The organism is Rhodococcus sp. MPR-R1B, assembly GCF_058793255.1.
The window spans coordinates 49,179-62,249 of record NZ_JBXAFO010000033.1 but is presented as its reverse complement, the minus strand read 5'-3'; the positions used below and the strand labels follow the sequence as shown (position 1 = coordinate 62,249).

Sequence of the window (13,071 nt, the reverse complement as noted above, 5' to 3'; positions counted from 1 at the left end):
AACTCACACCGTCGACATCGAACAATGGGGGCCTACCAGCAAGGTTTTGAGATATGTCAAAACTGCGTGCAGATAATGCGAGTATCGCAGCCGTTGTGGCCGAATTCCACGGTGACGTCGTCGGTCCAGGCGGTACCGAACAGCGCGCGGTCGTATCCGGTCTTGGGTGCGCGTCCCTTGACGGGGATCTGTGCCAGCAGTTCAATTGCGGCGGTCGAAGGAGCCGAGGCTTCGGTCACGACCGTCGTGGTGACACCGGATCCGATTCCCGAACCGAGAGAAGATGTTTCGGGCGCGTCGGCGTTGGAATTGGCGCAACCTCCCAGCACGATCACGGCAGCAATGCCGATGGTGACGCCGGTGATGCCGCGCCTGTGATGTGCCGTGCGTGCCATGTGTGAGAGTCCATTTCTGCGAGAGATGAACTACAAGTATGTCATTCACGACAATTCGGGCCTAACCGGCACTGTCTGTCAGTCTGGTCGAAGGAACCATCGAGTCACCGGGACCGAGACGAGGACCCGCGGACCGTCACGAGTTTCGTCTGCGGCATCCCAGCCGTCGTACTTCTCGCCGAAAAGTCTCAGGAGGTCGACGAATTCGCCGACATCGTGATGAATTGTCGCGAGGCCCTGTGCGACCCACGGGTCGCCAGCGGATCCGTCGACTGCCAACGAGACCCGAGGATCGTCCAGCAGGTTCCGAACCTTACGATTCTGCTCAGCGCTCGGTATCCAGAATGTGTTCTGATGCAGTAAGAACCAGACCGGAGTCGTGTGCGGCGAGCCGTCGCTTCGGAGGGTGGTCAACCACACGCAAGGAGCATCCGCGATAGTCACGGTCCCAGTATCGGCGCCGGCGCGAGGTTCACCAATCGAGTGTTCGGAACGAACAATGCCCGGCCCTCGCCGTTGGCGAGGACCGGGCATTGTCGGGAAGGGAGTGGAAGCGTCAGATCTCGATCTTGGGGGTCTGTTCGCCCAGCTTGTGGCGGGCCAGCGCCAGGTTCGCACGCGCACGGTCCAAAACGAGGTACACGAACAGCGTCGACAGTCCGGGCGTCTCGAGGACGCGAATGAGGTGGTACTGGTTGCTCAGGGTGATCAGGATGTCTTCCAGGGTGTCGGTAATCCCCAAGTTACTCATCGTGCGGAGCTTTGCTCGCACAACCTCGGAGTTGCCGGCGCCGGCGTACTCGAGGCTGAATGACGGGTTGCCGCTCATGCCGAGAACCATTCCGCTGTCGGCGTCGACGACGGCTGCACCGCTGGCACCGTCGATGCGCATCAATTCGCCGAGGATCTTGTCGATGTTGCTCATTGCTTCTCCTTGGTAGGGCCGAGTCGCGCGGGGCGACTCCAGGTGATGCTTCGGTGGTGAAGTCATCGGTACATTTCGAGGTGGAATCGTTGGTTGCGGCGTCGGGAGTGGGTCGGGCGGCAACTTTTCAGTTTGGGAGATTTGTGGGCTCGTTCCGTTCGGTGCAGACGGGCGGCCATTCGACGACTCGAATTCGTCGATGCGGTCTGCGGGTAGCCAGCCGTCTCCGGCGGGTGCGTTGAGTGGCCGTCTCGTATCCGTCTCGTAGTCCGGGGCCGGCGGCTGGAGTTGCGGATACACCGGTGCGGTCAGCGGTCGCTTGTACGGAATCGGCTGACCACCCGCGTCGGCGACGTTCGCGAACCAGGCGGCGTACCCGGGGTCGCTGCGATCGAGGTTTTGCCCGCGATCGTCGTCTTCCTCGCGGGAACCTCGTCGACGAAAAAGTCCCACTCGTTCCAGCCCCTTATAGACGAACTATTTCCGATCGGAGCGTTCCGGATGAACGCGGCAGACCGGACAATCCCACCCGTAGTTATTTTGCAGTTAAGTCACCGTAGCATGGGTTCGCGAACGGGGCATACAGTCCAATCCCGCAGTCGGGAGGGCGAGGCGCTCGGATTCGGCAGGATGCTCGGGCAATTGGCGCTGACGGGCGACGCCGGTCCGTTCGAGCGCCAGTGGCCCTCTGGCATCCTTGAGGGATGAAGAAAACGATCACCGGGTTCATCGGTGCCTGCTCGCTGGTGGCGCTGGTTGCCTGCGGTTCTGACGGAGACAAGCCGACCGAGGTCGGAACACTCACTTCCTCTGCTTCGGCGACCACCACGGCGACGTCGACGACGTCATCCGAGGCTCCGGCGACGTCGTCGGAAATACCTACCGAGACACCTTCGGTCGACTCGAGTGCTCCGGCTGAGGTCCCGTCCGACCCGAATGTGAGTTCGGCGCTGCCACGGACCTACGCGCAGGCGTGCTCCGACGTTCTCCGGTACCTCGACGCATACCAGCCGGCCATCGACGAGTCCGGAGAGGAAATGGGCATGACGCGTGAATCATTGGCAAACGACATGCTGACCTCCATCCAGGCTTATCCCGAATGGTCGAGCCTGTCTGCCGACGAGCAGGCCGAGGTCACTCGCGGATTCGCCGCAGCGACCGCGGGAAGTTGCTGACCTACTTTCAGAACAACGATTCCTGAATCGCCACGCCAGGGGACTCGAACTCGCCGACGGTGATGGTTCGACCGACCAGTCCGGACACGTCCGCGACAAAGCGTGGCGATTCAGAGTCGGGGTCGATCCGCAGCGAGGCGATCGAACCGGCAAGGCCCCCCAGATACAAGGAATGTTCGCCGGACTCGAAAGTGTGCGGGTACGCGATCAACGGTGCCGCATCGAAGACCATGTCAGCGCACGCCGGCGCCGTCCATTCTTCGGGAGCCTCCAGGATCTCGATTCCGTCGATGTCCGATCCGATGTCATTCAGCTCGTCTTTGATCGACGATACGAAGTGGTGCAACGACTTTCGTAGTTTCTCTCGATCCAAGGGCCCTGTCAACGCTTCGATTTTCCGAGACGTACGTATTGCCTGGCTCAAGTGGAAGTGCTCCGAAACTCGGGCTTCGAGGGCGCGAATGCTGTAACCGTCCGTCGACCGCGCTACGAACAATGCGCAGACTGCCCCTTGTTCGGCGACTCGCGGATGCTTGCGGAACTCGGACGCCGTCCCCACCTTCATCTGGCCGCCGGCGAATACGTCGACGTAGAGCCATTGTGGTTGTGCGAGGTAGGTACGCACGTTCGGATGAATGTGCGTGCCGCTGACGTGTGCCTGATGAACCGTGGTGAACCCCTCACGATTTCGGCATCGGTCGCATTGGCGTCCCGCGGTGACCGTCGCCCCGCGGTCGCACGGCGAGTGCCCTGGACCTTCGGCGGTGAGATCTCGCCAGCCGAGGCAGCGGCGGCCCTTCGTCTCGTCGACGGAGAACCGCAGCACCGAGTCGTGAGTGAAGAAGGTCGTAGCGGAAGTGGTGTCGTCGACGCATCGGATCCGCGGTGCTGTCGGGTTCGACCAATCGATTCCGCGAACAAGCAGGGTCATGATGAAGTGTCGATTCCTTCTGTAGTTCGCAGGTCGACACCTATGGTAGTCACTGCACATGCGGGTCAGTGCAGTGGTTGTGCCCCACGTTGTTCGAGCATCAGTGTCATCAGCCCGGACTCCTGACTCTGGGTGTTGATCATGTCGCGGGCGCACTGTTTCACCGGCCCGCTCTCGAGCAGGGCATCGGCGGCCTGCGCCATGGCGATCCCGCCACGGTGGTGGCGTTCCATCAGTTGAAGGAAAAGGACCTCGGCGTCGAGCCCGCGAGCGCTGCTCAGTTTCTCGAGTTCTTCGGTCGTAGCCATACCCGGCATGGAGTCGGTCTCGGTGTCCAGCGTTGCCGGGTGATGACGAGAGTCGCCGGCGCCGCTCGGCGACGCCTCCATCCACGCCATCGGCGTTCTACTGTTCGGCGGGACACCGGCCAACCTCAGCCAACCGAGCATGACACCGATCTCCGTTCGTTGAACATCGTCGATCTGCTGGGCCAGTCTCGTCACCGCCGGGTCCACATCGGGACTCAGACGCGCGAGAATGAAGAGGGCCTGTTGATGGTGGGCCGCCATGTCGTGCACGAATCCGATTTCGGTTTCGCTCAGAACAGCTCTCTGCGTGTGGTTCTCGGGTGCGAACAGTGGACGTAGTGCTGCGCCGAGTACGAGCAGCATCAGTGCCGCGGCCACGAGTGCGACGGCTTTGACCGCTCGCGGCGCCGTCATGATCCCACGGTCGTCTTCTGGTCAGCGGGTGGTGTGTAGACACCGTTTTCGAGTTGCATGGCAACAAAGCCGTTGTCGGCGCACGTCGCCCACAACGTGGTCCCTCGCCATTCGGGTGGGGAGAAGCACCAATCGGTCGAGATGTCGCCGAGAGCGACCATGCCCGACCGCGAACTCAGTGCTTGGCCGGGGTCGAACTGGCCCTGCGCGATCGACTGCGCGATTGCCGGGGTGCTGAGAACGGGTACCCCGATGAGCGACGCGAGAGCGTGTGGCGAGTTGGCGAGTTCGAGACGGTCGCCGGTCCGAGCAGGTGGGTTGAAGTACGCAATTTCGTGGACGTCGAAGGGATCTCGAACATCGAAGACCCGAATCCCGCTCGAGATCCATCCACATGCCAGCGCCGTCGGGTCGACCGGGCGATCTGCCGAACAGTAGTGAGATTCGTACGCGAACAGCGATCCGCCGGCAGCAGACGCCAGCGCAGCGTCTTGATTCTCCGGCAGATTGATTTCGAGCTTCACCGAATTGACGACCGACGGTTCGTCGTCATCGGAGACGTCGATCAATTTGACTCCGCCGGAACCACCTTCGTCGACGGTGAACAGGTACGGCGAACCGTCGTAGGTGACCGGAATGCTGTGTTGGGTGGCCCACCCGTCGGTCCACGAGAGCTGGGACAGTTGGCGCACCCGAGGATTCGGGACGCGGCGCTGAACCTCACTGATGTCGAGGACATGTATTCCGCCGAGATTGTTCGACAAGTACATGCGATTTCCGTCGGGACTGATTCCGAAGCCGTGCGTCGACAACCCGATGAGGTCCTGCCAGACGACGCGTGGGTTGGCGGGTTCGGTGAGATCGACGGCGCTCACCACGCCGGGAGCGGTGCCGGAAGACCAGTAGGTGTTCCCGTCCGGTGAAAATCCTCCCTCGTGATTGGTGATAGGCAGCAGCATCCCCAGATCGGTTCCTGGTCCGGGGTTGAGTAGTTTCGGGTGCGCGCAATCGGAGATGTCGTAGACCGACATCAGGCCGACGCCGGTCAAGAGCGGAACGCCCGTGCCCACCAGCAACTTTCGCGCGGTGTTGACCTTGAGGCTCTCCCACGTTCCGGCCAGCATCGCGGGTTCGGTCAGCGTGGCGGTGAGAGCGGGATTGGCAGGATCCGATACGTCGAGAACTTGGACGCCCTGTGCGGGGCCCAGGAGGTTCCCGGGGAAGAAACTGCCGACGTACGAGCAGTGTTCGAAGTTGGTGGACGTGATCCCGCCGCCGCGACCCGAGTAGCCGCCGATCTGAGACATGTTGCAGCTGTAGCCGTCTCGGCTGCGTCCGCTGTTTCGGTCCTCGGCCGGAACATCACCCTGCAACCCGGTCTCGGGCATCGATCCCGGGCCGCATTCGGCGCGGCTTGCGGCGGTGGAAGCGACACCCGGATTCTCGTGGATCGAGCCCGGGGCAGTGGCGGGCTCAGCCGACGCGACGCACACGGGAAGGACGGTGATCAAGGCGACGAGTGCGATGGCAGATCTGGTTCTGATGGTCGTGAACGATTTCATCGAGTCCAACTCCCGGTGCGGGATTGCCTTTCGTATCTCACGGGCAGACGTATCTCACGGACAGGCAGCACGGAGGGCAGGCGCGTGTTCGAGCGCTCACGACGATCGGGTCGGGGTGTGAACCGGTGTCGGGCCGCAACCAACCGGACAATGCTGTCCGGTTGGTATCGTAGTGTGCGTGACATCGTCTGGCCGCGTCAATAGCGGATCTCTCAACAGAGGGCCGAGAGATGCGGCGCGCAATCGTGCGGCACTCGTCTCAGCAGCTCGTGAGGTGTTCGCCACTCAGGGTTTTGCTGCTCCGCTCAGCCTGATCGCCCGCACGGCCGGCGTCGGTCAGGGCAGCCTCTACCGGCACTTTCCCACTCGCGAAAGCCTCGCACTCGCGGTGTTCGACGAGAACATCGTCGAGCTGCAAGATATGGCTGCCGATCCGGATTCGACTCTCGACGATCTTTTTCGATTGTTGGTAGACCAGATCACCACCTCCATCGTGTTCGTGGAGGTCATCAAGCCCGTCTCCTTCGGCGACTCACGACTGAATTCGGCAGGCACCCGCCTGACCGATCTCCTCGAAGGACGCCTCGAGGAGGCGCGTCGAGCTGGGAAGATACGCGAGTCCGTGACTGCTGAGGACGTGATTCTGGCGATCGCGATGTTCGCCGCGATCATGGAACGGACTGCCGAGAGCTCGCGAAAAGAAGTCGCGCACTCGGCCTGGAACCTACTTGTGCAGGGACTGGCCGGGCCGGCAGCGGCGGGCTGAGTCGCGTTCGCCTCGCGCCTCGAGGTGATCGCCTAGGCTCGTGGCATGGCTATTGTCTGGACAGTTCCTCGCGCTATCGGCTCCACCTTGCTCGTTGCTCCGTTGATCAAGGAGTTCCTTGTCGAGGGTGACGGCACCCTCGATGCAAAACTGACTGCGGTCGGTACGGTCTCTGCCTCTCTCGAGAAGCAAGTCGGCCGCACGTTCACCTCGATCAGCGCTGCTTCGGCGGCAATCTTTTCCGGTGCTGCCGGTTCCACCAGCGTGCCAGACGCACTACGTCTGGCCGTGATGCGCACTCTGTCCACCGAGGTCGTCGTCAGGAAGCCCGCTCCGCAGCCGTTCTCCGAGAAGGTCGGGAAGAGGCTGGGGCAGTATGTCTTTGCTTTGCGTGACCCGCGTAACGACCAGGTGTTCCATGTCGGGCACGGCACGGGAAATCAAGTATTCGCGCCGGTGTTCGAAGCGCTCGGTGAACTCGCGAACCTCGAAGGAGCGGACGCTCCGGCCGAGTCGAATGGTGCTGTGACGGCAGCCAAGATCGCTCGGATCCGCGAGATCTACGACGCAGGTTCGGCGGTGGAGCACTTCGTACTCCTCCGCGCGGTCTCTGCCGCCACGGATTCGGCCGCCACTACCGACGAGGTCGTCCGCGGCATCGTGGAAGCCTTGCGGATCACCGACGCGGGAGAGGGTCTGACCAATCTCGCAGGCGATACCTCGGACAAGGACGCCCGAGCGACCCGCGTCGAGGAACTCGCATTGCGCTACTCGGCTGATCCCGCGCCGGAACTCCCGACGCCGAGCATCGTCCTCCACGTACCGGCCTCCGCCCGTCCGGGAGCAACGCCGGAAGAGATCTACGAACTCGCGCGCGCCGAGTGGTCTGCCGGTGCGGCTGTTCGTGCCGAGATCGGAATTCCCGTTCTGGTGTTTGCCGACAGCATCATTCGTGGTGCCTTCCGTGCTCAGTCATGGGAGGTGTCCACCCGCAATGCCGACGGAAGCCAACTGTGGCGGTTCAACGGAACCGTCGACGACGAGCTTGCTGCCAAGTACGTCGGAACCGAGGTCACCCCACACAACGTCGGACTGAAGAAGTGGCCCGTCAGTGGTTGGGTCACGAGGTTGACTACCGCCCGTCCAGGTGCGGTCATGCCGGGACCTCGTAAGTCCAAGTAACGCAACAACTTCAGGTAGAAGGAATTGTGGGGGCGGGATCCGTTCGGATCCAGCCCCCACAATATCGTTGCCCGGGGGTTGTCAGCCGAGCAATCCGCTTCCCAGATAGTCGTTCTCGGTGCATCCCGGCGGAATGAGATACACCGCAGAACCGATCGGCGTCGTCCACTCGTTGAGTGCGTCGAAGTCACTCAATCGCTGTTGGACCGGTAGATATTGCTCGGCGATGTCCCGTTGGAATGCTGCGAAGATCAATCCCGAATTCGAGGTCTGCCCGCTCTCGGGTGCGTCGTCGTAGTTGTATGCCCGACGGAAGAACTGCTCCTTCTCATGCGTCTGGTGGGCTCGCGCGATGTGTGATCCTGGCGGGATCACCGGAATCCCGAACTTGTCCGTGAGTGTGAAATCCGCTTCGTCGAATTCGTTGGTTCCGTTGAGCGGAGCGCCATTGGACAACGTGCGCCCCATCGTGAGTTCGCGCCCCGAACGGTCGAGTTCGTCCCAGGTATCCATTTCCATGCGAATGCGTCGCAGTACCAACGAGGTTCCGCCCGCCAGCCACGACTGACCCGCGCCGTCGTGCCAGATCAGTGAATCGAAATCCACTGTTCCCGGAGCAGGATTGACGGTCCCGTCCACTTGGCCCATGAGATTGCGCATCGTGGTTCCCTCAGGCGTGGTGCCGCGAGCGTTGCGGAATCCCTTTTGCGTCCACCGGATGGTTGTCAGTGATCGGACGTTCTTGGTCAGAACTCGCACAGCATGAGCAATGGTCACCGGATCGTCGCCACAAATCTGCAGCAACAGGTCCGATCCGCCCCATCGATCGTCAAGTCGGTCGATCGCGTAGCTCGGCAACGGCTCGAACCAGTCCGGTTGACGTGCTTGCAATCCCAGCTTGGTGAACAGGCCAGGGCCGTAGCCGACGGTCACTGTCAAGCGTGCCGGATCCACAGCCAGTTCCCGTTCGGTGTCCGCCAACGCCGGGTTGCCCGCGGTGAGCCGTGACGCATCCTCGGACCACATCTTCATGATTCCGACGACGACTGCTCGATCGGTTCCAGGCAAGAGGTCGAACCCGATGAAGGTGCCGTGCGCTTGCGGCGTGGTGTCGATGCCGGCTTGGTGGACGCCGTAGAACGGTTCCACCAGCTTGCCTGCTTGCTGCTCGTGTTCGCTGCGCTCGACCACTGTGGTTGCGCCCCAAGTTATTCCCGCGACGCCGAGCGCGGCGGCGCCTCCTCCGAGAAGGCGCCGCCGGCTGAGTGCTCGGCTGGGCGGGTTCGTGTTCTCAGCCACCGTGATTCGGGTCGTAGTTCTCCTGATTACCGGAGAAGTCGCGAATCTGGGCTGTGAACGTGGTGCTGGAACCGTCGTCGTAGATCAAGGTGAGGTCGGTTTCTGCGCCTGGGAGCAGCGGCGCGGACAGGTCCATGAACATGAGGTGGTCACCGCCCGGGGTGAGGGAGGCGGATCCGTTGGCAGGGACCAGGAAACCGCCGTCCTTGGGACGCATCGTCATCGTTCCGCCGTCGCCGGTCACGACTTCGTGCAGTTCGAGTCGAGACGACGCGGGGCTGGTGGCCGAGACCACGCGTACGTCCTTGTCACTGGAGTTGACGAGTTCGGCGAACGCCGCGCTCATTCCTTCCGGCGCGGCCTTGACCCATTGATCCTGAACTGTGATGGATTGTGCAGCTTCGGTTTCCTTGTCGGAGTTGGAAGAACAGCCGGTCAGGGCGAGAGCTGCGGACAGTGCAACAGCTGCGAATATCTTTGTGCGAACAGTCATGTGTGTCTCCGTAATTCGTGAAGTGTCAGGTGGTGGCACGGCGTTTGAACGCCGCAAGGCACAGGTCGATCAGCAGGAATGCGAGAAGGCTGATGCCGAGTAGCGGAACGAACCAGCCGACCAACGCCGTGATCGCGACGAGCGCAACGAGGCCGACCGGGGAGAGGTTGCGGATTCCGCCGCGGGCAGGAACCCGGCCGGCTGCCCAGTCGGAGCCACGAGTGGGGCGTCGGCGCCACCACATGATGTAGCCCCGAATGACCACGCTGACCAGTGCGAGTGCCAGTGCGGCGAGTGCGATCTGGTTGGCAAGACCGAACAGCAGGCCCATGTGGAGTTGGATTCCCCAGGCCGAAAGTTTGGCTGCGAGTGGCCAATCCGAGAACCACAACTCGTCGGTGACCTTTTGCGTCGCTCCGTCGATTGCGATGGTGTTGTTGCTGTACACCCAGGGCTGACGTGTCTGGGCGACGGTGAACGCCGTCTCGGCGTTCGCGGGTATCGATACTTCGACGGGACCGGTGATCCCGTTGTACCTGGCGATACCGAGGACGGTGTCGACGCGTCCGACGTTGGTGTCCGTCAGCGTGCCGGTGGCGGCGGGGGCCATGTCGTGACCCTCGTGCCCGCCTGTCGCCGGAGGGGGAGCGTCGCCGAGAGTTTTCACAACTGAGGGCGTCGTCCAACTCAACGCGGTTCTCAGATTGCTGACGTTCTCTCCGGCGTAGGTCGACCACGTGAGGCCGGTCGCCGAGAGGAAGACCAATGCAACTGCTATCCAGATGCCGACGACACCGTGCCAGTTCAGGGTCCGGCTTCGTCCGGTGGATGCTCGGTCGATCGTGAGCAGTCGAGCGTTCCGGGCGGTGCGGTAACGACGGAACCAGAGGTAGACACCGCCGAGTGCGACCACCCACATCCACGACGCGGCCAATTCGCTGTAGAGGCGGCCGGGTTCGCCCAGATGAAGGTGGCGATGCAGTTGGGAGATCCAGGTTCGCAGTGGCAGCGAACCACTGCTTCCGTAGACCGCCAACTCGCCGACCGGCTGTGCGAGCACCGGATCGACGAAGACGGCGAGCCTCTCCGATTCGCCCAGTGACGGATCGGTGAACAGGACTCGGGTGGTTTCGCCGGCAGCAGGGGACGGACGTACTGCCGAGACGGTCAAGTCGGGGCGGTACTGCTGAGCGGAACGGATCTGGTCGTTCAGTGACGCGATCTGTCCGGTGGTGTCGGTCTGGAGGTAGTCGCTGTAAACGAACTTCTCGATGGTGGGTGCCATCGCGTAGAGGCCACCGCTCAAAGCGGCGATGAGGATGAACGGTCCGATCAGGACGCCGGCGTAGAAGTGCAGACGCAGGATCAGTGGTCTGGCGCCGCCGACCTGCTTCTTCGGGGGAGAACTGTCGTTGGACGCGCGCGTCTGTGCGCGCTCCAATTCGGGTGCGGACATGCGTGTACTCGATCCCGCCGTGCGCCTTTATTAACCGCGGGCGGTTAATAAAGGCGCACAGCAAAGTGGCGCACGTAATCACGTGCGTGAAAGGAAAGGGGAGGTGAGTTACACGAATGCCGGTGGGCCGCGAGTGCCCAGGCCTGAGGTGAGAAGTTGACGTAGAACAACTTTGGCGCGGTATCGAGTACGTGCAGCGAACGGTGACGGTTCAGCTGCCCACGGGCGCAATAGAACGGCGACGATTGCCGCTACCGTCGATGCGGCCACGACGTATCCGCGTTCTGCGCCGCGGATCAGCACTGCGCACACTCCGACGGCAGCGATGTGTGCTGCGAGCATCGGAAGGGACAGGAGCAGGCCGTGTTGATGATCCGAAGCGATGGTCAACGTCGCGTGACCGATGGCCTGACCCGCAGCGAGCATGAGGGCGAGCAAGAGCGCGGGGGAGCGACGGGTGTCGATGGACGTGACCACCGCGCCGACGCTCGCGCAGGCGAGGATCAGCAACACGACAGCGCTTTCGGACGGGGCCATGCCGCCACCACCGAGCGCGTGGGCTGCGACGGAAACCGCGCCGGAGGTACCGCCCACAAAAGCGCCGCGCAGCTGCGCGACATCTTTCGGACCCGGCGTCATACGCGAAAGGATACAGGCAGCTACTACGAGGACTAGTAGTCGAGCCCGGCCGCGTCGAATTGACGCCGTCGACGGGCGCCGTTAAGTTCGCCAGACATTCAGGTTTCAATGGGGGAGTGAAATGTCCAGAATGAGATTATTTGCCGTGTCAGCGGTCCTTGGATTGATGTCATTTTTGATCAATCCACCGTCTGTGAGTGCCGTGCCAACGGCTTGTCCAGTCAGTGACTACGGCATTGTCTACGCGAATCAATCGTCCGCTCCAGCTGTGCGTGAAGCTGCGCTGAACCTGATTGACAGCGCAGGCGTGAGTTGGGTTCGTATCGATGCGTTTTGGTCGCAGATTCAATCTGGGGGTGTTAATTCCTATAGCTGGGGTCCGCTGGACACGGTCGTGAACGAGGCTCTCGCTCATGGAAAGAAGATCATTCTCCTGCCGCATACAACGCCCACGTGGGCTCGACCTGCAGGAGCTCCTGCGGACGACAAGTATGCACCGGCCGACATTTCCAAATATGCGACGTTCGTGAACAAGCTTGTTGCACGGTATGCGCCTAAAGGCATCATGTCGTACGAGATCTGGAACGAGCCGAATATCAGTATGTTCTGGAAGGACTCGGTTGCCAATCCGAAGCCTAATCCCGTGCGATATGCGCAATTGCTGAAAGCGGCTGCTACCTCGGCCCGCTCGGCGAATCCCTCGATCACCTTAATCAGCGGCGGTATGTCACCTGCCGCGGATGCTGCTGACGGCAGTCAGGTCGCGCCACTCACATTCTTACAATCCCTGTATGCGAATGGTGCACGGTCATCGTTCAACGCTGTCGGTCATCATCCGTACTCGTATCCGGCGCTGCCTACAGACGAACATGACTGGAACTCGTGGTCTCAGATGAGTGTCGAGTCATTCGCGGGCGGCGGGATCGTTCGGCCGAGCCTTCGCGGAATTATGACTGCCAACGGAGATTCTGCAAAAAAGATTTGGATAACTGAGTTCGGGGCGCCTACAAGTGGGGCTCCGGACAGCGTCAGCGAAGCACGTCAACTCGAGATCTATCAGGCGGCGATGGCAGACAAGCAAACCAAGCCGTGGTTGGGTCCGCTCATCTTCTACCGTCTCAACGACTACGCTCCTTACGGAGCGACGACGGATCGCGAGTCGTATTTCGGTGCAGTGAGGTCGGACGGCACCGTCAAGCCGAGTGCTGCATACGTGAAGAGCGTGCTTTGCCCGTGATGAAGGTCGAATGGTGCGAGTGATCCGGTAGGACTTGCAGGAGCGCCTCGTTCGTGAGCGCGGAATTCTGCAGCAGCTGAACACTTGTCCATGAAGGGAGGGCGATCGCCGAGGCGATCCCCCTCCCTTTTCTCGTTTGTTACCAAGGGATTTGCCCTGACATTGCGGAAGGCTGTTTCTAGCGGCAGATGAAGATATCTGTGCCGCATATCGTTACGACGTTCGTATTTGCTGAGATCGGCACAAGCTTGGGGACCAAAGTCATCGAAGTGCGGGTGTAACGGTCTGT

14 protein-coding genes are annotated in these 13,071 nt (G+C 61.7%); 4 read left to right on the top strand and 10 right to left on the bottom strand.

Features of this window, described 5'->3' with window-relative positions; all coding sequences use genetic code 11:
- Positions 1–56: 56 nt before the first annotated feature.
- The 3 genes from AC1Q61_RS29130 to AC1Q61_RS29120 all read right to left on the bottom strand — a co-directional run bounded on the left by AC1Q61_RS29130 (position 57) and on the right by AC1Q61_RS29120 (position 1,773).
- Entirely contained in the window at positions 57–395 is a 339-nt protein-coding gene (locus AC1Q61_RS29130) for a hypothetical protein (RefSeq protein WP_252194296.1), read from the bottom strand.
- Between the two features lie 78 nt (positions 396–473).
- Positions 474–839 (bottom strand): pyridoxamine 5'-phosphate oxidase family protein, encoded by a 366-nt coding sequence (locus AC1Q61_RS29125; protein WP_047269305.1) that lies wholly within the window; start codon positions 837–839, stop codon positions 474–476.
- Positions 840–951: 112 nt separating this feature from the next.
- Positions 952–1,773: a roadblock/LC7 domain-containing protein gene (locus AC1Q61_RS29120; RefSeq protein WP_007734612.1), complete on the bottom strand. Its 822-nt coding sequence runs from the start codon at positions 1,771–1,773 to the stop codon at positions 952–954.
- Between the two features lie 251 nt (positions 1,774–2,024).
- Between AC1Q61_RS29120 and AC1Q61_RS29115 the strand changes: the two genes are divergently transcribed.
- On the top strand, positions 2,025–2,495 hold the full coding sequence (locus AC1Q61_RS29115; protein WP_003945723.1) for a hypothetical protein: 471 nt from the start codon (positions 2,025–2,027) through the stop codon (positions 2,493–2,495).
- A gap of 7 nt (positions 2,496–2,502) precedes the next feature.
- Here AC1Q61_RS29115 and AC1Q61_RS29110 read toward each other — a convergent pair whose 3' ends face one another.
- The 3 genes from AC1Q61_RS29110 to AC1Q61_RS29100 all read right to left on the bottom strand — a co-directional run bounded on the left by AC1Q61_RS29110 (position 2,503) and on the right by AC1Q61_RS29100 (position 5,710).
- Positions 2,503–3,426, bottom strand: a complete 924-nt coding sequence (locus AC1Q61_RS29110) for a DUF2797 domain-containing protein (RefSeq protein WP_215515683.1) — start codon at positions 3,424–3,426, stop codon at positions 2,503–2,505.
- 65 nt (positions 3,427–3,491) lie between these two features.
- Positions 3,492–4,148, bottom strand: coding sequence for a DUF305 domain-containing protein (locus tag AC1Q61_RS29105; protein WP_042920211.1), 657 nt, complete (start codon positions 4,146–4,148; stop codon positions 3,492–3,494).
- Positions 4,145–5,710, bottom strand: coding sequence for an LVIVD repeat-containing protein (locus tag AC1Q61_RS29100; protein ID WP_492651319.1), 1,566 nt, complete (start codon positions 5,708–5,710; stop codon positions 4,145–4,147). Before AC1Q61_RS29100 ends, AC1Q61_RS29105 begins: the two co-directional genes overlap by 4 nt.
- A gap of 178 nt (positions 5,711–5,888) precedes the next feature.
- On the opposite strand from AC1Q61_RS29100, the gene AC1Q61_RS29095 reads away from it, so the two are divergent.
- Together AC1Q61_RS29095 and AC1Q61_RS29090 are read left to right on the top strand one after the other, a co-directional pair.
- Positions 5,889–6,476: a TetR family transcriptional regulator gene (locus AC1Q61_RS29095; RefSeq protein WP_223304676.1), complete on the top strand. Its 588-nt coding sequence runs from the start codon at positions 5,889–5,891 to the stop codon at positions 6,474–6,476.
- 45 nt (positions 6,477–6,521) lie between these two features.
- A complete protein-coding gene (locus AC1Q61_RS29090; protein ID WP_042920209.1) occupies positions 6,522–7,658 on the top strand; it encodes a GIY-YIG nuclease family protein in 1,137 nt (378 codons plus the stop codon).
- 81 nt (positions 7,659–7,739) lie between these two features.
- Here the strand turns inward: AC1Q61_RS29090 and AC1Q61_RS29085 are convergent, their stop codons facing one another.
- The 4 genes from AC1Q61_RS29085 to AC1Q61_RS29070 all read right to left on the bottom strand — a co-directional run bounded on the left by AC1Q61_RS29085 (position 7,740) and on the right by AC1Q61_RS29070 (position 11,545).
- The gene (locus AC1Q61_RS29085; protein ID WP_042920208.1) at positions 7,740–8,957 is read right to left on the bottom strand and encodes a Dyp-type peroxidase; all 1,218 of its coding nucleotides are present in this window, start codon (positions 8,955–8,957) and stop codon (positions 7,740–7,742) included.
- Positions 8,950–9,450, bottom strand: a complete 501-nt coding sequence (locus AC1Q61_RS29080; RefSeq protein ID WP_003945769.1) for a copper chaperone PCu(A)C — start codon at positions 9,448–9,450, stop codon at positions 8,950–8,952. Before AC1Q61_RS29080 ends, AC1Q61_RS29085 begins: the two co-directional genes overlap by 8 nt.
- 25 nt (positions 9,451–9,475) lie before the next feature.
- Positions 9,476–10,906 carry a PepSY-associated TM helix domain-containing protein gene (locus AC1Q61_RS29075; protein ID WP_042920206.1) on the bottom strand — a complete coding sequence of 477 codons (1,431 nt, stop codon included), beginning with the start codon at positions 10,904–10,906 and terminating at the stop codon, positions 9,476–9,478.
- A 108-nt stretch (positions 10,907–11,014) separates the two neighbouring features.
- Positions 11,015–11,545: a hypothetical protein gene (locus AC1Q61_RS29070; protein ID WP_007734626.1), complete on the bottom strand. Its 531-nt coding sequence runs from the start codon at positions 11,543–11,545 to the stop codon at positions 11,015–11,017.
- 166 nt (positions 11,546–11,711) lie between these two features.
- Between AC1Q61_RS29070 and AC1Q61_RS29065 the strand changes: the two genes are divergently transcribed.
- The gene (locus tag AC1Q61_RS29065; protein ID WP_252194298.1) at positions 11,712–12,782 is read left to right on the top strand and encodes a cellulase family glycosylhydrolase; all 1,071 of its coding nucleotides are present in this window, start codon (positions 11,712–11,714) and stop codon (positions 12,780–12,782) included.
- Positions 12,783–13,071: the final 289 nt, after the last annotated feature.

Bases quoted from the DNA above. Each gene is read 5' to 3' on its own strand.
- AC1Q61_RS29130 (WP_252194296.1), bottom strand. From the start codon at position 395: ATGGCACGCACGGCACATCACAGGCGCGGCATCACCGGCGTCACCATC.
- AC1Q61_RS29115 (WP_003945723.1), top strand. From the start codon at position 2,025: ATGAAGAAAACGATCACCGGGTTCATCGGTGCCTGCTCGCTGGTGGCG.
- AC1Q61_RS29110 (WP_215515683.1), bottom strand. From the start codon at position 3,426: ATGACCCTGCTTGTTCGCGGAATCGATTGGTCGAACCCGACAGCACCG.
- AC1Q61_RS29105 (WP_042920211.1), bottom strand. From the start codon at position 4,148: ATGACGGCGCCGCGAGCGGTCAAAGCCGTCGCACTCGTGGCCGCGGCA.
- AC1Q61_RS29100 (WP_492651319.1), bottom strand. From the start codon at position 5,710: ATGAAATCGTTCACGACCATCAGAACCAGATCTGCCATCGCACTCGTC.
- AC1Q61_RS29090 (WP_042920209.1), top strand. From the start codon at position 6,522: ATGGCTATTGTCTGGACAGTTCCTCGCGCTATCGGCTCCACCTTGCTC.
- AC1Q61_RS29080 (WP_003945769.1), bottom strand. From the start codon at position 9,450: ATGACTGTTCGCACAAAGATATTCGCAGCTGTTGCACTGTCCGCAGCT.
- AC1Q61_RS29075 (WP_042920206.1), bottom strand. From the start codon at position 10,906: ATGTCCGCACCCGAATTGGAGCGCGCACAGACGCGCGCGTCCAACGAC.
- AC1Q61_RS29070 (WP_007734626.1), bottom strand. From the start codon at position 11,545: ATGACGCCGGGTCCGAAAGATGTCGCGCAGCTGCGCGGCGCTTTTGTG.
- AC1Q61_RS29065 (WP_252194298.1), top strand. From the start codon at position 11,712: ATGTCATTTTTGATCAATCCACCGTCTGTGAGTGCCGTGCCAACGGCT.